This is a genomic window from Streptomyces sp. NPDC046335, from assembly GCF_055587985.1.
Genome location: NZ_JBVJFF010000005.1, coordinates 540145 through 562132 on the forward strand (window position 1 = coordinate 540145; position 21988 = coordinate 562132).

Consider the following 21988-nt stretch of genomic DNA (forward strand, 5'->3'; position numbering starts at 1 on the left):
AACCTGAGCGCGCTGACACACCCTTAGGGCGGCTTTACGGCCGCCCGATCCGCCCGTACCTCTCGCCCAAGGAGTTGCCGCCGCCGTGAGCCGCAGCCTTCGACGCGGCGCCATCGCCGCCACCGCCATCGCGTTCTCGCTCGCCTCGCTCGCCGCGTGCGGCGCGGGCAACAACGCTCAGACGCTGGAGGTCAGGCCGGACAACGCCGCGACCTCCGTCGGCGACATCAAGATCCAGAACGCTGTGGTCATCACGCAGCCCGACCTGAAGTCCAAGGGCCCCGCCGTGGTCTCCGCGACGGTCTTCAACGCCGGATCCAAGGACCAGACGCTTGAGTCGATCACGGTCGACGGCACCGGCGAGAAGGCCAAGATCACGCCCGCCAAGGACGACAAGAAGTCCAAGGCGAACGGCTCGCTGACCATCCCCGCCGGCGACTCCGTCGTCATCGGCGGCAAGGACAACGCCACCGCCGTGCTGCCCAGCAGCCGCGACACCATCAAGGACGGCAACGCCCAGCGGATCACGTTCGCCTTCAGTACGACGGGCGACGTGCGGCTCCAGGCGTTCGTCGTGCCCGCCGAGAGCTACTTCAGCGAGTGGGGCCCGTCCGAGGTCCCGAAGCCGGAGAACAAGCCGTCCGCCCCCGCCGACGCCTCCGACAAGCCGTCCGCCGACGAGAGCGGCCAGCCTGTGGGCGAGAGCGGCGGCCAGGAAGAGGGCCACGCCGAGGGCGAGGTCGGCACCGACCCGTCCGCTCCGGCCGACGGCGGCCAGGCCACGGACGGAACGGGTACCGGTACGGGCACGGGCACCCAGCACTGATCCACGTACGCGTACGTGTGCGCGCCCCGGCGCGCGGGCAGCACGCGGAAGGGCGGGACCCCGGTCGGGGTCCCGCCCTTCTTGCCGTCGTCGGCCGCTCGGACGGCGGCCTGTCGGCCTACGGCTCGAACTTGTAGCCGAGACCGCGCACCGTCACCAGGTAGCGCGGCGCGCCCGGGTCCGGCTCGATCTTGGCGCGCAGGCGCTTGACGTGGACGTCGAGGGTCTTGGTGTCCCCCACGTAGTCCGCGCCCCAGACGCGGTCGATGAGCTGCATACGGGTCAGCACACGGCCCGCGTTGCGCAGCAGCATCTCCAGGAGGTCGAACTCCTTGAGCGGCAGGTCGACCTTGGAGCCGGAGACCGTCACCACGTGGCGGTCCACGTCCATGCGGACCGGCCCCGCCTCCAGGGCCTGCGGGGCGACCTCCTCGGGCTCACCGCGGCGGCGCAGGACCGCGCGGATGCGGGCGACCAGCTCCCGCGAGGAGAACGGCTTGGTGACGTAGTCGTCGGCCCCTATTTCCAGGCCCACCACCTTGTCGATCTCGCTGTCCTTGGCGGTGACCATGATCACCGGGACGTTGGAGCGGCCGCGCAGCTGCCGGCACACCTCGGTCCCGGGCAGGCCGGGCAGCATGAGGTCGAGCAGGACGAGGTCGGCGCCGTTGCGCTCGAATTCGTCGAGTCCGTCCGGGCCGGTCGCCGCGATGGCGACTTCGAAGCCCTCCTTGCGGAGCATGTAGGACAGAACGTCGCTGAAGGATTCCTCGTCCTCGACGACGAGCACTCGGGTCACGGAAGGACCTCCGGGGCAGGGATGGGTTCGTACGTAGTGGTCGCTGTGGTCGCGTCGGGTGGGGTGGTCTCGTCGTCGAGTCCGCCGCCGTGACCGGTTCCGCGGTCGCGGTGCGCGGCCGCCTCCGGCAGCCGCAGGGTGAACGTGGAGCCCTGTCCCTCGGAGCTCCACACCGTGACCTCCCCGCCGTGCGAGGCGGCCACGTGCTTGACGATGGCGAGGCCGAGGCCCGTGCCGCCGGTGGCCCGTGAGCGGGCCGGGTCTACGCGGTAGAAGCGCTCGAAGATGCGCTCCTTGTCCTTGTCGGAGATGCCGATGCCCTGATCGGTGACGGCCACCTCGATCATCTCCCCGGTACCGAAGGCCTGGGAGGAGCCCCCGCCGCCGGGTGCCGCGATCCGGCGGGCGGCTATGCCCACGCGGGTGCGGGCGGGGCTGTAGTTCACCGCGTTCTCGACGAGGTTGCCGAGGGCCGCCGCGAGCTGGCCGCGGTTGCCCCAGATCTGGAGCTCCGCGGTGCCCCCGGCCACCATGGTGATCTGCTTGTGCGAGGCCTGGTGCCGGCTGCGGTCCATCGCCTCCGCCACCAGTTCGTCGACGCGGACCGGCTCCGCGTCCTCCAGGGGGTCGTCGTTCTGTACCCGGGAGAGGTCGATGAGCTCCTGCACGAGGCTGGTCAGGCGGGTCGCCTCGATCTGCATGCGGCCCGCGAAGCGTTCGACTGCCTCGGGGTCGTCGGAGGCGTCCATGACGGCTTCGGAGAGCAGGGAGAGCGCCCCCACCGGGGTCTTCAGCTCATGGCTCACGTTGGCGACGAAGTCGCGGCGTACCGCCTCGATGCGGCGGGCCTCCGTGAGGTCCTCGACGAGCAGCAGCACGAGCCGGGAGCCCAGCGGCGCCACCCGCGCGGAGACCGCCAGGGCCTCGCCGCGGCCGGTGCCGCGCCGGGGCAGGTCCAGTTCGACCTGGCGTATCTCCCCGTCGCGGCGGGTGTCGCGGGCCATCTGGAGCATCGGTTCGACGGCGAGCTTGCCGCCGCGCACGAGCCCGAGGGCATACGCCGCCGAGCTCGCCTTGACCACGCTGTCGGCCTCGTCGAGGACGACCGCGGAGGAGCGGAGCACGGAGAGGACCGTGTCGACGCCCGGGGGCAGTACGGGGTCGGTGTGCAGGGAGGTCCGGGTGGGGCGTTTCTGGTCGCGCTCGCTCCAGCGGAACGCCAGCATGGCGATGACACCGGTACACACTCCGGCGATCGCTGCCACTGCGGCGACTGCCGCGTTCACGTCCATGGGTCCAGGTTATGCGCCGGTCGAGTGCAGGCCACAGCCAAACGGGGGCCGACTCGAACACTCGTCGCCCAGAGTTCACTGTGGGGACGGCACCGGTTCACTTCCTCCGGACGCCCTGGTGGGGGGCCGCCCGGACGTGCCGCCGAGCGTCTCCCACAGTTCACCTTGATGATGGGGGCGGTTCATGTGGGGTGCCGGAAACGGACGCGTGCGGGCCGCACCGTGGGAGCGTGGGGGTCAGCCCCCTGGGACGTACTAGAGAGGGACAGTCACATGCGGGACGCGTACCACGAGGAACTTGACTCGATCGGCGAAGGCCTGGTGGAGATGGCCCGCCTGGTCGGGTCCGCGATCGGGCGCGCCACGACGGCCATGCTCGACGCCGATCTGAAGATGGCCGAAAGCGTCATCGCCGCCGACCAGAAGGTCGACGATCTCCAGCATGACCTGGAGGCGCGCGCGATAGCCCTGCTCGCGCGGCAGCAGCCGGTCGCCACCGATCTGCGCATCGTCGTCACCTCGCTGCGGATGAGCGCCGACCTGGAGCGCTCGGGCGACCTGGCCCAGCACGTGGGGAAGCTCGCCCGGCTGCGTTTCCCCGCTTCGGCGGTGCCGCACGACCTGCACGCCACGATCCTGGAGATGGGCCAGCTCGCGCAGCGCCTGATGGCGAAGGCGGCGGAGGTCATCATCACCAAGGACGTCGATCTCGCGCTCCAGCTGGAGCAGGACGACGACGAGATGGACCAGCTCCACCGCACGCTCTTCCAGCACCTGATGGACGACCGCTGGAAGCACGGCATCGAGACGGCCGTCGACGTGACGCTCCTCGGCCGCTACTACGAGCGCTTCGCGGACCACGCGGTGTCGGTGGCGAAGCGGGTCGTGTACCTGGTGACGGGGGAGCACGCGGACGAGATCCAGCCTGCGGGGGCGCCGGTGGAGGGGGCGTAACCCGTTCGGCGGCTCCTCGCGACAGGTCGGCGGCTCGCCGGCACAGCGGTGCCGGGTGCCCTAGGTGTGGCCAGGCGGTGCGTCGGCGGTGCGTCGGCGGTGCGCTGGCGGCGCCCTGGGGAGTGCCTTGGGGAGTGTTCCTGGGGAGTGCCTGGGTGGCGAGCAAGGCGGTGCCCCGCGCGGGGCCAGGTCCGTGCGGGGCACCGCTTGTGCGCGGTCAGCCGCAGCTGCCGCCGCACTGGCAGCTGCCGCCGGACTGACAGCCGCAGCTACAGCCCGAGCCACAGCCGCAGTTGCCGAGCAGCACGAGCCTCGGCAGGCTCGGGGTGTCGGCCGACGGCTCGGGGGCGGCTCGGTTCTTCAGGGACTCGGCCATGGGGCTCCTCCTCGAAGGCGTACGGCACAGGCGTGCGTACGGCACGGTCGTGCCGCACGAAGGCGTACCGCCTTCCGCCTGTCATCCATTGCATTCCCGGCAGGGCGGGCGCATCAACGGCGCACGCGCGCGTGGCCCGGCCTTTCCATGCGGGGCGGTGGCTCTGGCCAGGCCCTGTCATACCCACCCCGCACGTGCCGATCCGGCCCCGAATGGACGCATTGCCGCCAACCCCGCGTAACAGACCCGACACGCACGGTCGTTCGAGCTACACAGGAAGGCCGGGACGTCGTCGCCTGAGGGGGGGCCTGACCGGTGATTCTGACGATCAACGTGGCGGTCCTGCTGGCAATCGTCATCGTCCTGCGCCTCCGCAGACGCACCCAGGCCCGCAAGCGGAGCGACGAGCAGTTGACGGTGGTGATCGTCCTGGTCTTCGGCGTCCTGATCGCCCCGACGGCGTTCGGCCAGTGGATCCTGGACGTCGTGGAAAGCATGGCCCAGGGAATCACTCGGTCGGGAACGCCTTGAGGCCGTCGCCCGTCCGCCCGGCCCTCATCTCCGCCCGTGCCCGGTACTCGTCCAGGAACCCCACGGCGAGCAGCGACAGCACCGCGGCCAGGGCGAAGGCCACCGTCAGAGCGTTCAGCAAGCCGTAGGGGCCGGGGGCCGCCACGACGCGGCCGCCGTCCAGCAGGCAATCGAAGCCCAGGGGGACGTACGACGGTTCGTGGCCGGCGAGTTGGCCGAGTGTGCCGGGCGGGAGGGAGCGGCAGGGAACGGCGGGTGAGGAACCCGCGCCGGACTCGGCTTCACTCGCGTCCCACTGGACCAGGCCGAGCCCGATCGTGTAGACGATGACGGCTGCGGCAGCCGCCGCGCCAGCGCTCCACCGCAACAGGTCACGGGCCCAGTCCGGCCGGCGCCCGGGGGCGACGACCGATACCAGCTTCACCAGGACCGCGATGGCCCAGAGCGGCGCGGCGAGCAGGGCGCCGTACATCACCAGGACGAACATGTTGCCGCTGCCTTTCGGGCGCTCCCCGATTCCATCGACGACATGGCCGTCCTGTGCCAGACGTCATGCCGTGCCGGTCGGTTCCCCCGCGCCGCAGGCTGCCCCAACGGGTGCTGACGGCGATGCCGTGCGGAGACTCCGTACGGGGGGCACTGGACCATGCATCCCGCTACGCGTTATGCCATACCCAATGGCATAATCGCCGTATGGCTGACGACGACGTTGACTTCCCACCCGGTGACGGCCCCACCAGTGGCATCTCCGTCACCCTGACTGCCGGCACTCTGCATGCGATCCGTGAGCGGGTCGGCAAGCGAGGCGTTTCGGCCTACCTGGAGAAGGCGGCCCAGCGCCAGATCGAGCGGGACAATCTGGACGAGCTGATCGCGGACTTCGACAAGGTGCACGGCCCGGCCGACCCCGAGGCCGTGGCGGCCAAGCGCGCCCGGCTGACCGGAGGCGCCTCGAACGCCGGGGCGGCCGCGTGAGCGGTGCCCTGGTCCTGGACAGTGAGGGCCTGGCAAAGGCCGTCCAGCGTGACCGGGAGATCCACGAGTGGCTGACGGCGGCTCGCGACGCGGACCTGCCAGTGATCACCTCGGCCGCCGTGCTGGTCGAGGTGGTCCACCCGAAGATCAACGACGCCGCACTGAAGTGGACCCTGTCCCGCCTGAGTGTCGAGCCGGTGACCCAAGCCGTCGCGCAGTCGGCTGCCGCGTTGCTGCGTGCAGCGGGGCTGCACGGCCACAAGTACGCCATCGACGCCATGCTGTGCGCGACCGCCCTCCACCATCCCGGCCGGGTGACGATCCTGACGTCGGACGTGGAAGACATCGAACTGCTCACTGCCGAGCACTCACGCGTGAGCGTGGAAAAGGTCTGAGCCGCCTTGAACCGATGGACAAAGTTGTAACTCAGGTAGCGCCTGGGATGCGCCAGAGTGGTGCTGCGTACTGCTCCGGGCGGCGCGACAGCATGAGTTGGCGCAGGTCACCGCGTTGGGCGCCGTTGAGGTTCAGGACCTCGGTGAGGTGGCGGAACGTTGTGTGCGTGACTCCGCGGGCGTGGGCCTCTGACTCGAACTGGTCGAGTTGGCGCAGCACCGCTTCCGTGTCGAGTGCCACCGACGGCTGGTCCTTCAACCGCGTGGCCTTGTCGCGCTCGTAGTCGATCTCCGAGAAGCCGCAGACCTCGCGGCTGTGGGCCTCGGCCTCGTCCATGGTCGTCGTCGCCATGACGGCTCGGGCCAGAATGTTGCGGCTCAGAGCCTTGTCCAGGTCGACTTCGTGCAGCTGAGGGCTCGCGTCCGTCAGCGGCACAGGTAGGCCGGCGTCGCGTACCTCGCAGGTACCGCGGACTCCTCGGGCCGAAGCCGCGAGCATGCCCGTGGCTTCGGACGGGTGCCACTCCAGGACGTTGCTGATCGGGGCTACGTCCTCCGCCGTGAAGGTATGGACGACGGGGCCCAGCAGCGGACGAAGCTCGGCTGCCGACAGTTCGCCGTCCAAGCCGGGGCCGGCGACCAGGAGCCGGACAGACGCGTCTACCCGGCAGCACGCCGCAAGGGTCAGTGCGTCGGCGAGTGGGCTCTTGAGGGTCGGTTCGTCGCCGCGGGCAAGGATGTCCCCGCCGACGTCCAGGAGGTCGATCGACACCGGCGTCAGGTGAGCGACCAGTTCCTCCAACTGGTTCGTCAGGCCTTCTACTCCACGCTGCGGGTCGAGAAGGGCGAACGTCTGGGGAAGCTCGGATGCGAGGCGGGGAAGGGTAGACCCCGCGGGAGTGATCGGGCGAGCCGTCGCCGGCACTGACCGGACGGACCGTGTGACGGCTTCGAGGCCGGTGAAGTCGTGTGCGCTTCGGGGGCCCGGGACCGGGTCGACCAAGAGGCGGTCCCACGCGTAGGTGAGGATCACCGCCTGGTCCTCGTCGCCGTGCTGAGCGGCGAGAAGCATCGCGGCGGCGACTGCGTCGCCCCCTCCTCCTGCTGCGACGATCAACCTCGTCATGTGGTCAACGTTACGGGTTCTGGTATTGGCCATTCACTCTATAGTGGCTAGAGGCCATAGCCACTTGGACGAGGAGGAGACGTGCCGCAGATCGAGGAGGCGCAGCCGAAGTATCTCCAGATCGCTCACCACATCCGCGATCAGATTCTTCGGGGCGACCTGCGAGCGGGCGACGAGGTGCCGTCGGAACGGCAGTTGGCCGCTGACTGGAAGGTCTCCCGCCCGACCACGGCCCGCGCTCTGGAGGCACTGAGCCATCAGGGGCTCGTCGAGAAGCGGCAGGGCTCGGGTACGTACGTGCGGAGCCTGGAAGTCAACCGGCGTGCGCGGGAGTTGTACGGCAGGGCTCGTCAGACCGGGAAGATCTACACGCCCGGCGAGTACGCCGTGATCACCTCGGCCGGCTGGACGGACGCTCCGGATCACGTCGCTGAAGCTCTCGGGCTGGCGAAGGATCGCCGGGCGGTGCATCGCCGGCGCGTGACCAACAACCAGGACGGGCCCATCACGTCGTCCACTTCCTGGTTCGCTCCCGATATCGGTCAGCGCGCACCCAGGCTCACGGAGCGCGAGCGGATCGAGGAGGGGACGTTGATGTACGTCGAGAACGCGACGGGACGGCAGGGGAGTTACGCCGAGGACCGCATGTGTGCTCGGGGTGCCACCGACGAAGAGGCCGCCGACCTGAATCTCGAACTGGGCTCCGCCGTGCTGGTCGTTCACCACGTCGTCTACGACTCGCAGGACCGGCCGTTGGAGTTCGCCGAGGCCACGTACCCTCCCCACCGTTGGGCGTTTGAGCAGGGCTACCCGCTGACGTGACCTGACAGGCGGCCAGTTGCGTGAACCGCTTGCGCGACGCAAGTGGACGAAGCCACTATCCACTCAGTGGCTAAGGCCACTTCCTGGAATGAGGCACGTTGCATCGAAGCGACGCTGCCTCGGCTCCGACAGCAGCGGCAAAGAGTGAGCGCGGATGACCTACCGGTTCAACCGCTGTCCCAGCGAGGAATCACCGATCTCCGAGCTGGTGACGAACGCCATCGCGTACGGGCGGGCCGACGAGGAGTGGCGCGTACGCGTGGAGTGGTTCCGGGACGGAACCTCGCTGCGTGTGGAGGTGCACAACCCCGGCTTCCCGGCGAACGTACGCCTTCGCCGGCCGGACGCCGACGACGCCCATGGGCGCGGGCTGCTCCTGGTCGACTCCATCGCCCAGTCCTGGCACGCCGGGCCAAGCCGGTTCGGCGGGACGGCGGTCGCTTTCCTGATGGCCGATGCGTGGCCTGACTGAGGGGGCACACCTGGCGGCCCAGACGCGGTCCGGGTGCGATGACAAACCCCCTGCCCGCGGAGAACCCGCAGGCAGGGGGCGTGAAGCTAAGGCAGGGCTACTTCTTCTTGCCCTGGTTCTTGACCGCCTCGATCGCCGCCTTCGCGGCCTCCGGGTCGAGGTAGGTGCCGCCCGGGTTGAGGGGCTTGAAGTCGGCGTCCAGTTCGTAGGAGAGCGGGATGCCCGTCGGGATGTTCAGGCCCGCGATGTCCTCGTCCGAGATGCCGTCCAGGTGCTTGACCAGGGCGCGCAGCGAGTTGCCGTGGGCCGCTACCAGGACCGTCCTGCCGGTCAGGAGGTCGGGGACGATGCCGTCGAACCAGTACGGGAGCATGCGGACGACGACGTCCTTCAGGCACTCCGTCTGCGGGCGCAGCTCCGGGGGGAGCGTGGCGTAGCGCGGGTCGGAGAACTGGGAGTACTCCGCGTCGCGGTCCAGCGCCGGCGGCGGGGTGTCGTACGAGCGGCGCCACAGCATGAACTGCTCCTCGCCGAACTCGGCGAGCGTCTGGGCCTTGTCCTTGCCCTGGAGGGCGCCGTAGTGCCGCTCGTTCAGGCGCCACGAGCGGTGGACGGGGATCCAGTGGCGGTCGGCCGACTCCAGCGCGAGCTGCGCCGTGCGGATCGCGCGCTTCTGGAGCGACGTGTGGACCACGTCGGGGAGCAGGCCGGCGTCCTTGAGCAGCTCACCGCCGCGGACCGCCTCCTTCTCGCCCTTCTCGTTGAGGTTGACGTCCACCCAGCCGGTGAACAGGTTCTTCGCGTTCCATTCGCTCTCGCCGTGGCGGAGGAGGATCAGCTTGTACGGTGCGTCGGCCATGCCCCTGAGCGTAATCCAACCCCCGTGGGCCTTGCTCGCGCGGGCGCGGACGCACCGGTTGACGGGTTCCGTCAATCGACTGGCGAGGCGGAAGCGGCGGCTCGTAATGTGTCCATGCCGCTAGAGGCACTTACATGCGATGCGAGCGGCACTTGCACGCGCGAGTCACTTACACCGCCCCGGGGGACCACCATGCCTGCCACCGCCATGAGACGTGCCGTCACGGAGAGCGTGTCGGGGCTGCCCTGCGCCTTCTGGTGGCTGTGGCTGAGCACGCTGGTCAACCGGCTCGGGGCGTTCGTCGCCACGTTCATGGCGCTGTACCTGACGTTGGAACGGGGGTACTCGGCCTCGTACGCGGGGCTCGTCGCCGCGCTGCTCGGGCTCGGCGGGGTCGTCTCCTCGCTGGGTGCCGGGGTGATGACCGACCGGCTCGGGCGGCGGCCCACGCTGCTGATCGCGCAGGCCTCGACGGCCGTGACGGTGGCCGTGCTCGGGTTCATGGAGCATCCGGTGGCCATCGCCGGGGTCGCCTTCCTCGTCGGGATGGCCAGCAACGCCTCACGGCCCGCCGTGCAGGCGATGATGGCGGACATCGTGCGGCCCGAGGACCGGGTGAGGGCCTTCTCGCTCAACTACTGGGCCATCAACCTGGGCTTCGCCATCTCCTCCGCGGCCGCCGGGTTCATCGCCTCGTACAGCTATCGGGCCGGCTTCCTCATCGAGGCCGGTATGACCATGGCGTGCGCGATCCTCGTCTTCGTCAAGCTGCCGGAGTCCCGGCCGGTGCGCACCGCGCTGGAGAAGGCCGCGGAGCCGGAGGTCGGGCTCGGGACCGTGCTGCGGGACGGGCGGTTCATGGGGGTCGTCGGGCTGTCGTTCCTCGTGGCTCTCATCTTTCAGCAGGGAGCCCTGGGACTGCCGGTCGCCATGGGCGAGGCCGGGTTCACGCCCGCCGACTACGGGCTCGCCATCGCCGTGAACGGCGTGCTGATCGTCGTCCTCCAGATCCCGGTCACCCGTTTCATCGAGCACCGGGATCCGCGGCGGCTGCTGATCATCTCGTCGATCGTCGCCGGGTACGGCTTCGGGCTCACCGCCTTCGCCGGGTCCGTCGGCGTCTTCGCGCTGACGGTGTGCGTGTGGACGCTCGCCGAGATCGTCAACGCGCCGACGCAGACGACCCTGGTCGTGCGGCTCTCCCCCGTCCACGGGCGCGGGCGTTACCAGGGCATGTACACGACGTCGTGGTCGGTGGCCGCGCTCGTCGCCCCTCTGATGTCCGGCTTCATGATCGACCGGTTCGGGGCGCAGTGGCTGTGGGGGGCGTGCGCGGTGCTCGGCACCGCGGCGGCGCTCGGCTACTGGGGGCTCATGCGGAAGCTGCCCGCGGAGGGTGAGGCCGGAGTGACGCCCGGGAAAGCCCCCGCTGCGCCTCGTGCAGATTCCGCGGCCGCACCGCGTCCGTAGTCCCGTACAGCTCAAGCCGCGAGTTCAGGTCGCCGGTGAAGTCCGGTACGTCGGTCTGGTCGAACTCGCGGACGGTGTTGAGGCCGACCGTGGCGCTGTGGGGCGCCAGGCCGTCGATCTTCATGAGGCCCGCGCGCTCGTTGGTGACGCGGATGTTCCAGTGGGTGAAGCGGGCGCCGAAGAGGGGGCCCGCGCTCGCGTCGCCGCCGTGCCGGCCGTTGTTCTCGACGGTGATGTCGGTGCGTACGTTCGCGAAGGGCATCCCGCGGTGGCTGTCGAAGGTGCCCATCTCCATGTGCCCGCGCGACCAGACGTTGTGCGAGGAGAGGCCCTCGACGTTGATGCCGTGCAGTTGGGTGCCGGGCGGGGCGGGGGTGGTGCGCGCGTCGATCCGGAAGTCCTCGATCAGGTTGTCGTGCGAGCCCTCGCGGCAGAAGTACGGGTGGTGCGAGCCGCGCCCCGTCACGCGCGTGTGGCGCAGGGTGCAGGCGGAGGCGGCGACCAGGCCGAAGCCGTTGTCCACGTGGCGTACGACGACGTCGTCGGCCCAGCAGTCGTACGCGCACTGGAACGTGACGCCGTTGTACCCCTTGTCGAGGAGGTGCGGGGACTGCGGGGTCTCGACGGCCTCCAGGGTGAGCCCTTCGACGCCGGAACCGGTCAACGCCTTGACGTGGGTGGTGAGACGGGGATCCCACTCCGGGCGCACGTCGAGCGGCAGGGGGCGCTCGAAGGTGACCTTGCGCCTGCGCCGGTCGACGGAGGCGATCCTTACGGGCCACTCGTAGGGGACGTACGAGGTGAGCTTCGTCTTGTCGTCCCAGGTGTACGCCTCCGGGCCGGGGCCGCCGCCCGCCATGTGCTCCAGGAGGGTGTGCCCGGGATCGTCGGAGAGACGAAGGAGTACGAGGTCTCCCGCACGGAGTCGGGACGCGTCCGCGACACGGGCGGACCAGCAGCCGCGCCGAGCCGCGCCCAGCGGCGTCAGTGTGCGCCATTCGTCGCGCTTGTTGCCCGTCCAGCCCTCGAAGGGCCAGGCCTTGGCCTCGATGGCGGTGATCAGCGAGTCGTAACGGGCCTGCGGGCAGAGCCAGATGAGGCCGCCGGCCCAGGACCAGCTCGACTTGTCGCCGCCGTAGCGGGAGCCGTAGGGGCCGATCAGCTCGGTGAGGCTCTTCGTGGCGAGGAGGGTGGTGCGGGCGCTGCCGGCGCCGCGGAGGGTGACGTTGTCGTGGGCCATGCGGATGACGTCGTCGACGCGGTACGTGCCGGGCGGGACGACTACCGTGCCTCCGCCCTGCTTGCCCGCGTCGGCGAGGGCTCGGTTGATGGCGGGGGCCGCGTTCGCCGTGCTGCCGGGCTTCAGCCCGTAGTGACGGGTGTCGAAGACGCGCTTGTGGTGGGAGCGGGGGAAGGCGTGGCGGCCGGTGCGGTAGCCGGCGTGGCCGATGTAGGGGACCTGGGGGTGTGTGTAGGGGGCGCGGGTGAACTCCGTCCAGATGGCCGGGGTTCGGGCGCTGCCGCCGCGGGGCGCGGCGGCGTGGGCTGTGCCGCTGCCGGTCGTGGCTGCCGCCGCTACGGCTATCGCGCCGCCGAGTACGCCTCGCCTGCTGGGGTACGCCATGCTGCCGCCTTTCGCTCCACGCCGTCCGCATGTGTGAACGGAGTTCATGTTCGCGATGGGCGGGAGCATGCCACGGCTGGGAGGGCGCGGGGAAGAGGGCGGACGGGCAGAGGCTGGCAGAGGCGCGCAGGGGAAGGGCCGCCGCCCCCTGGCTATCCCTCTCGGCGAGTCAGATGCGTGAACGCGTCCAGGTTCCGCGTGGACTCACCACGCGAGACCCGCCACTCGTACTCCTTGCGGATCGCCGAAGCGAAGCCCAGTTCGAGCAGCGTGTTGAAGGAGTCGTCCGCGGCGGAGAGCACCGACCCGAGGAGCCGGTCCAGCTCCTCCGGGGTGACCGCCGACAGCGGGAGCTTGCCCGCCAGGTAGATGTCGCCGAGGGAGTCGATCGCGTAACTCACGCCGTAGAGGCGCAGGTTCCGCTCCAGGAGCCAGCGGTGCACCGCCTCGTGGTTCTCGTCCGGATGGCGGATGACGAAGGCGTTCAGGGAGAGGGAGTGCTTGCCGACGATCATCGACAAGGTGGTCGACAGCTTCCGGGTGCCCGGAAGCTTCACTACGTAGGAGCCCGGTTCGGGGCTCTCCCATTCCAGTTCGGCGTCGTCGAGCGTTTGCCGGATGACATCATCCGCGGCGGAGCCACCGCCCGCGGAACCGTTCCCACCTGCCGAAAGACCCGTCCGCTCAGCCATGATGCGAGCGTACGTGACGACGGAAGTCATGCATGGCAGCGGTGTAGACGTCCGCCGTGGCGGAGGCCGCCGTGTCCCAGCCGAAGGCCTGCGCGTGGCGGGCCGCGGCATCGCCCATGGTGTCCGCGAGGTGCGGCCGGTCGGCGAAATCGCGGAGCACGCGCGCGTAGTGGGCCGGTTCATGGCCGCGGATCAGGAAGCCCGTCTCCCCGTCCCGCACGGCCACGGGGAGGCCGCCCACCGAGGCCGCGAGGACCGGCGTACCCGCCGCCTGCGCCTCTATGGCGACGAGGCCGAAGGACTCGCTGTAGGACGGCATGACGAGGACCGACGCCGCGCGGAACCAGTCCGCGAGCTGGTCCTGCCCCACCGGCGGCTGGAAGCGGACCACGTCCGCGATGCCCAGCTTCGCGGCCAGCTTCTGGAGGCCCTCCGGCTTGGCGAGGCCGCTGCCGCTGGGGCCGCCGACGATGGGCACGACGATGTTCGAGCGCAGGGCGGGACGCTCGTCCAGGAGGACGGCGACCGCGCGCAGCAGCACGTCGGGGGCCTTCAGGGGCTGGATGCGGCCCGCGAAGAGCGGGACGAGCGCGTTCTGCGGCAGACCGAGGCGGTGCCGGGCGGCGGCGCGGCCGTCGGCGGGGCGGAAGCGGTCGAGGTTGACGCCGGGGTGGACGACGGCGACCTTGCCGGCCTCGGCTTCGTAGTGGCGTACGAGTTCGTCGGCCTCTTCGGAGGTGTTGGCGACGAGCCGGTCGGCGGCGCGCACGATCTGCGTCTCGCCGATGACGCGGGCCGCCGGCTCGGGGGTGTCGCCCTGGGCCAGCGCGGCGTTCTTGACCTTGGCCATGGTGTGCATGGCGTGCACCAGGGGCACGCCCCAGCGCTCGGCGGCGAGCCAGCCGACGTGGCCGGAGAGCCAGTAGTGGGAGTGGACGAGGTCGTAGTAGCCGGGCCGGTGGCCCGCCCAGGCCTGCATGACACCGTGCGTGAAGGCGCAGAGCTGGGCCGGCAGCTCCTCCTTGGCGAGGCCTTCGTAGGGGCCCGCGTCGACGTGCCTGACGAGGACTCCGGGTGCGAGCTCCACGGCGGGCGGAAGCGCGCCGGTGGTGGCGCGGGTGAAGATCTCCACCTCGATGTTGATCGCGGCGAGGCGCTTGGCCAGCTCGACGATGTAGACGTTCATGCCGCCCGCGTCGCCCGTGCCGGGCTGGTGCAGGGGCGAGGTGTGCACGCTCAGCACGGCCACACGCCGGGGCCGCCGCGGAGTACCGGGCATGCGGAGCCGTGGGGGAGCCGATGGAGAGCGACGCCCGAGCCTGGACACGTATTGGCTCACGTGGCGGTCCTCCTTGCGTACGGGCATGACGACGGGGAGGGCGTACGTACCTCCAGAGGGGGGAACACCGGAGGTTTCTGCTCCATTTCCTTCCGGGCCCTTTTTGCCAAAGCATTACCCGGCCTTGTCAACCGTCCGGCCCGCATACCCTTTCCCCATGGCCCCACGCACCCCTTCCCGCCCCGTGGGAACGGTGACGCGCGGGACCACGAACCCGAACCGCCTGCGCCGCATGGACCGCTGGATCGCCGCCACGCACGGCGCCGCCCTGCGCCGCTCCCCCGACCCCGTGGCCGTCGACCTCGGCTACGGCGCCGCCCCCTGGACCGCCGTGGAACTGCTCCTGCGGCTGCGCACCGCCGCTCCACGCGCGCGTGTCGTCGGCGTCGAGATCGAACCGGCACGGGTCGCGGCCGCGAAGCCGTACGAGCGCGAGGGCCTCACGTTCCGCCACGGCGGCTTCGAGGTGCCCCTGCCGGGCCGCCCCGCCCTGATCCGGGCCGCGAACGTCCTGCGCCAGTACGACGAGGACCAGGTCGCCGCCGTCTGGGAGCGGCTCCGCGGGCGCCTCGCACCCGGCGGGCTGCTCGTCGAGGGCACCTGCGACGAGATCGGGCGGCGGCACGTCTGGGTGGCGCTCGGCCCGGAGGGGCCGCGTTCGGTGACCTTCGCGACCCGGCTCGGCTCCCTCGATCGGCCCTCCGATCTCGCCGAACGGCTGCCGAAAGCGCTGATCCACCGGAACGTGCCGGGCGAGCCGGTCCACGCGTTCCTGCGGGACTTCGACCGGGCCTGGGCGGCGGCGGCCCCGTATGCCTCCTACGGCGCGCGGCAGCGCTGGATCAGGACGGCGCGCGACCTGGGCGCCGACTGGCCGGTACTCGACGGGACTTCGCGGTGGCGGCAGGGGGAACTGACGGTGGGCTGGGACGCGTTGGCGCCGCGAGCCGGGTGAACTCGGCCCCGGGCGGGGCGCGCGTCCGGGGCCGTGACCTGCGGGGAACGAACTTCGCGTGCCGTTCGTCACATGTGGCGGGTGGGGAGATCGGAGTTGCTGTCGTGCTCTGTCGCAATGGGCGCAGGCATGGCACCATCCCGGGAGCGACCGCAAGTTACTGACGGTAAATCAGGTTTTGGGGGTGGCAGGGCGTGACCGGCAAGCGATGCTCGACGGCGGCGACCGTGGCGCTGATCTGCGCGACGGCAGTGGTGGTGACCGCACCGGGAGTGGCCTATGCGAGCCCTCCATCCCCGACGAGACCGACGGATCCGGCGCCCAGATCGGACAGCTCCCTCGAACAGGTCCGCAAGGAGATCGAGACGCTCTATCACGACGCGGGCGTGGCGACGGACGCGTACAACGCGGCCGAGGAGAAGGCCGACAAGCAGTCCGAGCAGATCGTGAAGCTGGCCAAGGACATCTCCGACGGCCAGGCGAAGCTGAAGAAGCTCAAGGCCCGCGCCGGTGCCGCGGCCCGCGCGCAGTACCGCGGCGGCGGCATGCCGGACGAGGCCCAGCTGATGCTGAGCGACGATCCCGGTCAGTTCCTGGACGGCGCCGGACGCATGCGGCAGGGCGCGAAGGCCACCAAGGGCATGCTGACCGAGCTGTCCAGGACGCAGGAGGACCTGCGGATATACGCCGAGGACGCCACGGCACGCTGGAAGAAGCTGGAAGCCAACCGCAAGGCGAAGGCCGCGTCGAAGAAGAAGATCAAGAAGAAGATCGCGGACGCGGAGAAGCTCGAGTCGAGGCTGGAGAAGAAGGAGCGCGAGCGGCTGCGCGAGCTGGAGAAGGCGGCGGCCCTCAAGAAGCAGTCGGCGTGGGTGGACTCGGGCGTCCTGAAGGACATCGGCGCCAAGGCGACACCGCGGGGCAAGAAGGCCATCGAGTTCGCCACGGCCCAGATCGGCAAGCCGTACGTATGGGGCGCCGAGGGCCCCGGTTCGTACGACTGCTCCGGGCTCACCTCGAAGGCGTGGGCTGCGGCCGGGCAGGGCATCCCGCGGACCTCGCAGGAGCAGTGGAAGCGGCTGCCGCACGTCGACGTCAAGAACATGCGCCCCGGTGACCTGATCATCTACCACTCGGACGCCAGCCACGTCGGGATGTATGTGGGCGACGGCACGATCGTGCACGCCCCGCGGCCGGGCCGCGACGTCACGATCGCGGGGGCGGGTTCCATGCGGATATTGGGGGTCGTGCGGCCCGACAAGTAGCCGCGCGGCCTTGGGGTGGGCGCGGCCGGCAAGCAGCCGTGCGGTGCCCCCGTGAGCCGAAGCCATGTGTCCGGTGTGCCCGGTGTGCCCGGTGTGACCCAGTGCACGGTCCTGGCTCGCGGACGGCCTCCGGGGCGTGATGTTCGTCATCCCGGTGGGACCGCAACGTGCCCAAGTGCGTTCCTGGTTGCGGCATATGACGGTGGCCGTTTGCCCGGCGCCATTCCAATCGAGCCCGGGCTACCGCTATGGTCCGTCGTCGGTGCTGCGTCGACCTGCGTCGCACCACGCCCTCGGGGGGAGGGAAGGAAACCAAGCGATGCCCGTACCCATACCGCGGCAGAGAGTGCTCCCGGCCGCGGAAGACGGTCAGGCTCACGCGGCACCCCACCAGGACACCGGGGCGCGCGCCCTGAACGCGTCCGGCACGGCCGGCCAGACCAACGGCGGCCCCAACGGCTCACCGCTCACCCTGCTGGTGATCGAGGACGACCCGGCGGGTTCCCTGAGCGTGCCCGCGCTTCTCGACTCCGCGGGCAACCCCATCCGCGTACGCACGGCCCGCAACCTCACCGAGGCCGAGCGCCTCCTCACCGACGACGTGCACTGCATCCTGCTCGACCTGGCGTTGCCGGGGCCCGGCGGGTCCGGGGTGTCCGGCGGAACGGGTGGGTCCGGGGCGTCCGGCGGCTTCGGCGGCTCGGGCCGGCCCGGCGGCTACGGGGTATCCGGTGGCTCCGGGGTATCCGGTGGGTCCGGGACGTCCGGCGGCTTCGGCGGCTCGGGCCGGCCCGGCGGCTACGGGGTGTCCGGTGGTTCCGGGATGTCCGGTGGGTCCGGCGCGTCCGGTGGGCCCGGGGCGTCCGGTGGCCTCGGCGCGTCCGGTGGCTTCGGCGGCTCTGGCCGGCCCGGCGTGCCCGGCGGCCCCGGGGTGTCTGGCGGCCCCGGCGGCTCCGGTGCGTCCGGCGGCCCGGGTGGCTTCCACGCGCCCGGCGGTTCCAGCGGCCCGGGTGGGTCCCATGCGCCCAGCGGCTCCAGCGGCTCCGGCAGCTCCGGCGGCTCAGGGGGCTCCCATGCGCCCGGCGGCTCCGGTGGCGGCGAGGCGGACGATGACGAGCTCGTCGCGCTCAAGCACGTGCTGCGTCTCGCGCCCCGGCACGCCGTCCTCGCCCTCACCGCGACCGGCGACGCCGAGCGCGGCGCGGAGGCCGTACGGGTCGGCGCCCAGGACTACCTGTTCCGCGACGAGCTGGACGGCAGGCTGCTCAGCCGCACCGTCCGTTACGCGGTGGAGCGCAAGCGCGCGGACGCCGCCCAGCGTCAGCTCACCGAGTCCAGACTGCGCGCCCAGGAGAACGCCCGCCTGGAGCGGGGTCTCCTTCCCACGCCGCTCCTCGACGGCTCACCGCTGCGCTTCGCCGCCCGCTACCGTCCCGGCCGCTCCCGCGCGCTGCTCGGCGGCGACTTCTACGACACCGTGCGCACCCCCGACGGCTCGGTGCACGTGATGATCGGTGACGTCTGCGGCCACGGCCCCGACGAGGCCGCGCTCGGCGTGGAGCTGCGGATCGCCTGGCGGGCCCTGACCTTCGCCGGGCTCTGCGGCGACGAACTGCTGTCCACGCTGCAGAAGGTCCTGGAGCACGAGCGCGCCGACGACGAGATCTTCGCGACGCTCTGCACCGTCGACATCGCCCCGGACGGCCGCCGCGCCGGGCTCTGCCTCGCCGGGCACCCGGCGCCGCTGATCGCCCGCGACGGCCGCCTCGCCGAACTCCTTCCGTACGAGGACGGCGGCCCCGCCCTTGGCCTCCTGCCGCGTGCCCGCTGGCCGCGCCGGCAGGTGGAGCTCGGCGGGAAGTGGAGCCTGATGCTCTACACGGACGGGCTGATCGAGGGCCGCATCGGCCAGGGCAACCAGCGCCTCGGCCAGGAGGGCATGGTCGAGATGGTCCGCCGCCAGATCGCCGCCGGGCTGCGCGGCGACGAACTCCTCGAGGCCGCCGTGAACGAGGTGCGCGACCTCAACGGCGGCGACCTCACGGACGACGTGGCCGTGCTGCTCCTCGACCGGGCTCCGGGCAGCGGCTGACGGCGGCTCGCGCGGCCGTCACCCAACGGCGGCCGTGCGGCTGCGGCTTACCGGCCGCCGTTGTACGGGCCGTAGGGACCGTCGCTGCTGGAGCCGCCGCGCCGGCCGCCGCCACCGCCGGTGATCTGCCGGAGCGCGGGCCGTACGTCGACCATGTACACGATCGTGGCGATCAGGCCGATGATGGGCAGGAACGACAGGACGTTGAAGATCAGGTTCACCACGAAGGCGAGCCCGAGGATGACCAGCCAGAACGGCTTGGTCTTCTTGTCCGCGGCCCGATAGGCGTCCTCGCGCCGGACGGCGGCGTCGATGAGCGCGAATCCGCTGAACACGATCAGGGCCAGCGACAGCAGCCACATGAAGTTCGCGAACCCCTGCATCAGCACAACGTCCACCACCAGTCTCGACGCATCGATTACGCGGCCACGGTACCCGCTACCCGGTCAACGGGCCGGACACTCCACGAGTGCCCGGCCCAACCGCCTGGTTCCCGCTACTTGGCGGGCGGCGTGTTCTTCTTGGCGGTCGTCTTGCTCGCCGCGCTCGTGTCGGCCGCGGGCTTCGCGGCCGTCGGCTTGGCGGCCGTGGACTTGACGGCCGTGCTCTTCTTCGCGGCGGGCTTCTTCGCGGGCGCCGGCTCGGCGGCCGGCTCGGGGTCCGGCTCGACCGTCTCGGCGAAGTCGAAGATGTCCTCGGCGGCCTCGCCGCGCCAGGTCTTCACGGTCTGCTCGCCGTGCTCGGCGACCTCGTCGTACTTCTCGCGCGCCTTGACCGCGAGCTCGGCGGCCACGCCGACGCCGCGCAGCGCGAGGTCCTGGGCGGTCTCGCCGAGCTTCTTCAGGTCGGTGTCGATGGTGCCGAGCACCTCGGTGACCTTGGCCTGGATGGTCTCCTGCGCCTCCTTGGCGCGGGCGGCGGCCTTGTCCTGCACGGCCTTGGTGTCGGCGTTGCGGACCGCCTCGAAGCGGGACGGCGCCTCGGCGATGAGCTGCTCGACGATGGCGGGCACCTTCTTCGCCTGCTGGAGGGCGAGGTCCGCGGACCCGGCGACGAAGTAGGCGGGGGTGGTCGTGGTGAGGGTCTTGCGCAGGTCATCGGTGATGGCCATGACGATGGTCCTCCCGGATTCGCGTCAGCTGGTCCAGCCTGGTTCGGCTCGCCTCAGCCTGAGGGTGTTTGCTTCGGTCGGGCAGCACTGCCGTCGGCCTTACGGGAGCCTTCGACGGCCCCGGTGTCCACATCCGCGTCCACGGACTGATCCGCGTCGCCCACGGACTGATCCGCATGGCCCGCAGGTTGATCCGCGTCGTTTACGGACTCGCCCGCGGCGTCCTCGAACCCACCCGCGTACGCCGGGGTGGTCTCGAAGCCGTTCTCCTTGCGGAACGACTCGTAGATCTGTAGCAGCACCTGCTTCTGGCGCTCGTTGATGGAGGGGTCGGCGAGGATGACGGCGCGCGTCTCCAGCTCGTCCCGCTCCTTCTCGTCGAGGATCCCGGCACGCACGTACAGCGTCTCGGCGGAGATCCGCAGGGCCTTGGCGACCTGCTGAAGCACCTCAGCGCTCGGCTTGCGCAGACCACGCTCGATCTGGCTCAGATACGGATTGGACACCCCGGCGGCGTCGGCGAGCTGCCGCAACGACAGCTGCGCGGTGCGCCGCTGCTCACGCAGATACTCGCCGAGATTGCCGACGTTGAGTGATGCCATGCCCCGATGGTGCACCACCCTTGCTAACTCTTGCAAGCGCCTGCTTGCAAAAGTGCGCTAGGCCACGCCACTCCCGCCGTCGACGACCAGGTCGTAGGAGTGCTCGACCGCATCGTTGATCAGCCTCTTCGTGATGCCCGGCCCGGGCCCCAGCGAGATCCAGTGCCTCTTGTCGAGGTAGCGGCCCGGGGTGATCGAGGTGTAGCCGCGCTCCAGTGCCCGTGCGTGCTCGGGCTCGCACTTGACCGTGATGATCTGTTCGTCCGGGTCGTCGGTGACGATCAGGAACACCTTGTCGGCGACCTTGTACACGTCGAGCCCCGGGGTGAAGGGGCGGCCGTGGCTGACGTCGGGGAGGGCGAGGGCCGCCTTGCGGGCGGTGTCCTGGAGGCGGTCACCGGCCGCGCTCACCGGGCCGCCCGCGCGCCGGCGCCGTAGGTGTGCGGGTCGACGGGCTGCTCGGCCTTGGGCAGGTGGGCGACGACGAGCAGGTAGGAGTCGGTGACGAGTTCCCTGACGAGCTCCTTGTCGACGCCTGTCCCGCCCTCCAGCGTGATCCAGTGTTTCTTGTTCATGTGGTAGCCAGGAGTGATGTGGCTGTTGCTTTCCCGGAGAGCGCGGGCCTCGCCGGGGTCCGCCTTGAGGATGACGACAGGGCGCCCGGGTACCTCGGTCATCAGCATGAACACCTTGCCCCGCACCTTGAACACCTCCCAGTCCGGGCCGAAGGGATGCTCCAGCCGCGCTCCGGGAAGTTCCTCCGCGCACTCGGCGGCGAAAGTCTGCAAGGTCGATCCGTTCATGAGCCTTTCCTTCTCTCAGGTGGTGGCGAACCCGGGCGTCGGCCACAGACACAGACACGGCCACGGACTGCACACCCCACTCTCCCCCTGAAGCCCACTCAGCGCAGTTGCTCGGCGAGTCCGACGATGATGCCCTCCGGGCCGCGGACGTAGCAGAGCAGGTAGCTGTCCTCGAATCGGGCGATCTCGCCGACCAGTTCGGCGCCGTGAGGGCGCAGGCGGGCCACGGTGTCCTCAAGGTCGTCGACGGCGAACATGACGCGGTGCGTGCCCAGAACGTTGTGCGGCCGATCGCGCGGCCCGTCGCTGATCGCCGCGGGGCTGCGGTACTTCGCCAGTTCGAGCCGGCTGTGGCCGTCCGGGGTCCTGACCATCGCGATGTCACAGTGGACGCCGTCGAGTCCGGTGCACTGGTCGGCGACGGGGCCCTCGACCTCCGCCCTGCCCTCCAGCTCCATACCCAGTTCCACGAAGAACGCGATGGCGGCATCCATGTCCTCGACGACGATGCCGACGTTGTCCATCCTCTGAATCGCCATGCTGGTTCTCCTTCTTCCTCGTACGGCCGGTGACGGCCGGTGGTGGCCACCGATGTCTCTCTCGCGCTT

25 protein-coding genes and 1 pseudogene are annotated in these 21988 nt (G+C 70.6%); 11 read left to right on the forward strand and 15 right to left on the reverse strand.

Annotation, left to right across the window (positions count from 1 at the left end; genetic code table 11):
• Window positions 1-85: 85 nt before the first annotated feature.
• Window positions 86-826, forward strand: coding sequence for a copper chaperone PCu(A)C domain-containing protein (locus ACZ6JY_RS14910; protein ID WP_469195928.1), 741 nt, complete (start codon window positions 86-88; stop codon window positions 824-826).
• A gap of 118 nt (window positions 827-944) precedes the next feature.
• On the opposite strand, the gene phoP is transcribed toward ACZ6JY_RS14910, so the two are convergent.
• Both phoP and phoR read right to left on the reverse strand, forming a co-directional pair.
• Window positions 945-1616: a two-component system response regulator PhoP gene (phoP, locus tag ACZ6JY_RS14915; RefSeq protein WP_469196162.1), complete on the reverse strand. Its 672-nt coding sequence runs from the start codon at window positions 1614-1616 to the stop codon at window positions 945-947.
• Between the two features lie 5 nt (window positions 1617-1621).
• Window positions 1622-2917, reverse strand: coding sequence for a two-component system sensor histidine kinase PhoR (phoR, locus tag ACZ6JY_RS14920; RefSeq protein WP_469195930.1), 1296 nt, complete (start codon window positions 2915-2917; stop codon window positions 1622-1624).
• A gap of 273 nt (window positions 2918-3190) precedes the next feature.
• Here phoR and phoU point away from each other — a divergent pair, with 273 nt between their 5' ends.
• Window positions 3191-3871 carry a phosphate signaling complex protein PhoU gene (gene phoU, locus ACZ6JY_RS14925; protein WP_469195932.1) on the forward strand — a complete coding sequence of 227 codons (681 nt, stop codon included), beginning with the start codon at window positions 3191-3193 and terminating at the stop codon, window positions 3869-3871.
• A gap of 217 nt (window positions 3872-4088) precedes the next feature.
• Here the strand turns inward: phoU and ACZ6JY_RS14930 are convergent, their stop codons facing one another.
• Complete coding sequence (locus ACZ6JY_RS14930) at window positions 4089-4247, reverse strand: hypothetical protein (RefSeq protein WP_469195934.1); 159 nt, start codon at window positions 4245-4247, stop codon at window positions 4089-4091.
• A gap of 315 nt (window positions 4248-4562) precedes the next feature.
• Between ACZ6JY_RS14930 and ACZ6JY_RS14935 the strand changes: the two genes are divergently transcribed.
• On the forward strand, window positions 4563-4778 hold the full coding sequence (locus ACZ6JY_RS14935) for a hypothetical protein (protein ID WP_469195936.1): 216 nt from the start codon (window positions 4563-4565) through the stop codon (window positions 4776-4778).
• Here ACZ6JY_RS14935 and ACZ6JY_RS14940 read toward each other — a convergent pair.
• Window positions 4756-5265, reverse strand: a complete 510-nt coding sequence (locus ACZ6JY_RS14940; protein WP_469195938.1) for a hypothetical protein — start codon at window positions 5263-5265, stop codon at window positions 4756-4758. The two genes, ACZ6JY_RS14935 and ACZ6JY_RS14940, sit on opposite strands and share 23 nt — an antisense overlap.
• Before the next feature lie 206 nt (window positions 5266-5471).
• Between ACZ6JY_RS14940 and ACZ6JY_RS14945 the strand changes: the two genes are divergently transcribed.
• On the forward strand, window positions 5472-5753 hold the full coding sequence (locus ACZ6JY_RS14945; RefSeq protein WP_469195940.1) for a hypothetical protein: 282 nt from the start codon (window positions 5472-5474) through the stop codon (window positions 5751-5753).
• The gene (locus tag ACZ6JY_RS14950) at window positions 5750-6148 is read left to right on the forward strand and encodes a PIN domain-containing protein (protein WP_469195942.1); all 399 of its coding nucleotides are present in this window, start codon (window positions 5750-5752) and stop codon (window positions 6146-6148) included. Before ACZ6JY_RS14945 ends, ACZ6JY_RS14950 begins: the two co-directional genes overlap by 4 nt.
• Window positions 6149-6179: 31 nt before the next feature.
• Here ACZ6JY_RS14950 and ACZ6JY_RS14955 read toward each other — a convergent pair whose 3' ends face one another.
• Window positions 6180-7274 (reverse strand): DUF1152 domain-containing protein, encoded by a 1095-nt coding sequence (locus ACZ6JY_RS14955; protein WP_469195944.1) that lies wholly within the window; start codon window positions 7272-7274, stop codon window positions 6180-6182.
• 81 nt (window positions 7275-7355) lie between these two features.
• Between ACZ6JY_RS14955 and ACZ6JY_RS14960 the strand changes: the two genes are divergently transcribed.
• Window positions 7356-8096 carry a GntR family transcriptional regulator gene (locus ACZ6JY_RS14960; RefSeq protein WP_469195946.1) on the forward strand — a complete coding sequence of 247 codons (741 nt, stop codon included), beginning with the start codon at window positions 7356-7358 and terminating at the stop codon, window positions 8094-8096.
• A 196-nt stretch (window positions 8097-8292) separates the two neighbouring features.
• A pseudogene (locus tag ACZ6JY_RS14965) lies at window positions 8293-8568 on the forward strand (ATP-binding protein); the annotation flags it as partial.
• Between the two features lie 97 nt (window positions 8569-8665).
• Here the strand turns inward: ACZ6JY_RS14965 and ACZ6JY_RS14970 are convergent.
• Window positions 8666-9427: a phosphoglyceromutase gene (locus tag ACZ6JY_RS14970; protein ID WP_469195948.1), complete on the reverse strand. Its 762-nt coding sequence runs from the start codon at window positions 9425-9427 to the stop codon at window positions 8666-8668.
• 192 nt (window positions 9428-9619) lie between these two features.
• Here ACZ6JY_RS14970 and ACZ6JY_RS14975 point away from each other — a divergent pair, with 192 nt between their 5' ends.
• Entirely contained in the window at window positions 9620-10897 is a 1278-nt protein-coding gene (locus tag ACZ6JY_RS14975; RefSeq protein WP_469195950.1) for an MDR family MFS transporter, read from the forward strand.
• On the opposite strand, the gene ACZ6JY_RS14980 is transcribed toward ACZ6JY_RS14975, so the two are convergent.
• From ACZ6JY_RS14980 to mshA, 3 genes are all read right to left on the reverse strand, one after another.
• Window positions 10800-12521, reverse strand: a complete 1722-nt coding sequence (locus ACZ6JY_RS14980) for a glycosyl hydrolase family 28-related protein (RefSeq protein ID WP_469195952.1) — start codon at window positions 12519-12521, stop codon at window positions 10800-10802. The genes ACZ6JY_RS14975 and ACZ6JY_RS14980 overlap by 98 nt on opposite strands.
• A 152-nt stretch (window positions 12522-12673) precedes the next feature.
• Window positions 12674-13213 (reverse strand): type III secretion system chaperone family protein, encoded by a 540-nt coding sequence (locus ACZ6JY_RS14985; RefSeq protein WP_469195954.1) that lies wholly within the window; start codon window positions 13211-13213, stop codon window positions 12674-12676.
• Window positions 13206-14552: a D-inositol-3-phosphate glycosyltransferase gene (gene mshA, locus ACZ6JY_RS14990; RefSeq protein WP_469195956.1), complete on the reverse strand. Its 1347-nt coding sequence runs from the start codon at window positions 14550-14552 to the stop codon at window positions 13206-13208. The genes ACZ6JY_RS14985 and mshA overlap by 8 nt, the downstream gene beginning before the upstream one ends.
• A gap of 157 nt (window positions 14553-14709) precedes the next feature.
• On the opposite strand from mshA, the gene ACZ6JY_RS14995 reads away from it, so the two are divergent.
• From ACZ6JY_RS14995 to ACZ6JY_RS15005, 3 genes are all read left to right on the forward strand, one after another.
• The gene (locus tag ACZ6JY_RS14995; protein WP_469195958.1) at window positions 14710-15507 is read left to right on the forward strand and encodes a class I SAM-dependent methyltransferase; all 798 of its coding nucleotides are present in this window, start codon (window positions 14710-14712) and stop codon (window positions 15505-15507) included.
• Between the two features lie 194 nt (window positions 15508-15701).
• Window positions 15702-16772, forward strand: a complete 1071-nt coding sequence (locus tag ACZ6JY_RS15000) for a C40 family peptidase (protein ID WP_469195960.1) — start codon at window positions 15702-15704, stop codon at window positions 16770-16772.
• A 913-nt stretch (window positions 16773-17685) separates the two neighbouring features.
• On the forward strand, window positions 17686-18864 hold the full coding sequence (locus ACZ6JY_RS15005; protein WP_469196164.1) for a PP2C family protein-serine/threonine phosphatase: 1179 nt from the start codon (window positions 17686-17688) through the stop codon (window positions 18862-18864).
• A gap of 47 nt (window positions 18865-18911) precedes the next feature.
• Here the strand turns inward: ACZ6JY_RS15005 and ACZ6JY_RS15010 are convergent, their stop codons facing one another.
• The 6 genes from ACZ6JY_RS15010 to ACZ6JY_RS15035 form a co-directional block, all read right to left on the reverse strand.
• A complete protein-coding gene (locus tag ACZ6JY_RS15010) occupies window positions 18912-19247 on the reverse strand; it encodes a DUF2516 family protein (RefSeq protein ID WP_469195962.1) in 336 nt (111 codons plus the stop codon).
• A gap of 113 nt (window positions 19248-19360) precedes the next feature.
• Window positions 19361-19975 (reverse strand): hypothetical protein, encoded by a 615-nt coding sequence (locus ACZ6JY_RS15015; RefSeq protein ID WP_469195964.1) that lies wholly within the window; start codon window positions 19973-19975, stop codon window positions 19361-19363.
• 53 nt (window positions 19976-20028) lie between these two features.
• Window positions 20029-20577, reverse strand: coding sequence for a helix-turn-helix domain-containing protein (locus ACZ6JY_RS15020; protein WP_469195966.1), 549 nt, complete (start codon window positions 20575-20577; stop codon window positions 20029-20031).
• A gap of 57 nt (window positions 20578-20634) precedes the next feature.
• Window positions 20635-20988: an MmcQ/YjbR family DNA-binding protein gene (locus ACZ6JY_RS15025; protein ID WP_469195968.1), complete on the reverse strand. Its 354-nt coding sequence runs from the start codon at window positions 20986-20988 to the stop codon at window positions 20635-20637.
• Window positions 20985-21380 carry an MmcQ/YjbR family DNA-binding protein gene (locus ACZ6JY_RS15030; protein WP_469195970.1) on the reverse strand — a complete coding sequence of 132 codons (396 nt, stop codon included), beginning with the start codon at window positions 21378-21380 and terminating at the stop codon, window positions 20985-20987. The genes ACZ6JY_RS15025 and ACZ6JY_RS15030 overlap by 4 nt, the downstream gene beginning before the upstream one ends.
• 98 nt (window positions 21381-21478) lie before the next feature.
• Window positions 21479-21919 (reverse strand): VOC family protein, encoded by a 441-nt coding sequence (locus tag ACZ6JY_RS15035; RefSeq protein WP_469195972.1) that lies wholly within the window; start codon window positions 21917-21919, stop codon window positions 21479-21481.
• Window positions 21920-21988 lie beyond the last annotated feature (69 nt).

Excerpts from the sequence above, each read along its gene's own strand:
- phoR (WP_469195930.1), bottom strand. The coding sequence starts at position 2,917 with ATGGACGTGAACGCGGCAGTCGCCGCAGTGGCAGCGATCGCCGGAGTG.
- phoU (WP_469195932.1), top strand. The coding sequence starts at position 3,191 with ATGCGGGACGCGTACCACGAGGAACTTGACTCGATCGGCGAAGGCCTG.
- ACZ6JY_RS14930 (WP_469195934.1), bottom strand. The coding sequence starts at position 4,247 with ATGGCCGAGTCCCTGAAGAACCGAGCCGCCCCCGAGCCGTCGGCCGAC.
- ACZ6JY_RS14940 (WP_469195938.1), bottom strand. The coding sequence starts at position 5,265 with ATGTTCGTCCTGGTGATGTACGGCGCCCTGCTCGCCGCGCCGCTCTGG.
- ACZ6JY_RS14945 (WP_469195940.1), top strand. The coding sequence starts at position 5,472 with ATGGCTGACGACGACGTTGACTTCCCACCCGGTGACGGCCCCACCAGT.
- ACZ6JY_RS14955 (WP_469195944.1), bottom strand. The coding sequence starts at position 7,274 with ATGACGAGGTTGATCGTCGCAGCAGGAGGAGGGGGCGACGCAGTCGCC.
- ACZ6JY_RS14970 (WP_469195948.1), bottom strand. The coding sequence starts at position 9,427 with ATGGCCGACGCACCGTACAAGCTGATCCTCCTCCGCCACGGCGAGAGC.
- ACZ6JY_RS14975 (WP_469195950.1), top strand. The coding sequence starts at position 9,620 with ATGCCTGCCACCGCCATGAGACGTGCCGTCACGGAGAGCGTGTCGGGG.
- ACZ6JY_RS14980 (WP_469195952.1), bottom strand. The coding sequence starts at position 12,521 with ATGGCGTACCCCAGCAGGCGAGGCGTACTCGGCGGCGCGATAGCCGTA.
- ACZ6JY_RS14985 (WP_469195954.1), bottom strand. The coding sequence starts at position 13,213 with ATGGCTGAGCGGACGGGTCTTTCGGCAGGTGGGAACGGTTCCGCGGGC.
- ACZ6JY_RS14995 (WP_469195958.1), top strand. The coding sequence starts at position 14,710 with ATGGCCCCACGCACCCCTTCCCGCCCCGTGGGAACGGTGACGCGCGGG.
- ACZ6JY_RS15010 (WP_469195962.1), bottom strand. The coding sequence starts at position 19,247 with ATGCAGGGGTTCGCGAACTTCATGTGGCTGCTGTCGCTGGCCCTGATC.
- ACZ6JY_RS15015 (WP_469195964.1), bottom strand. The coding sequence starts at position 19,975 with ATGGCCATCACCGATGACCTGCGCAAGACCCTCACCACGACCACCCCC.
- ACZ6JY_RS15020 (WP_469195966.1), bottom strand. The coding sequence starts at position 20,577 with ATGGCATCACTCAACGTCGGCAATCTCGGCGAGTATCTGCGTGAGCAG.
- ACZ6JY_RS15030 (WP_469195970.1), bottom strand. The coding sequence starts at position 21,380 with ATGAACGGATCGACCTTGCAGACTTTCGCCGCCGAGTGCGCGGAGGAA.
- ACZ6JY_RS15035 (WP_469195972.1), bottom strand. The coding sequence starts at position 21,919 with ATGGCGATTCAGAGGATGGACAACGTCGGCATCGTCGTCGAGGACATG.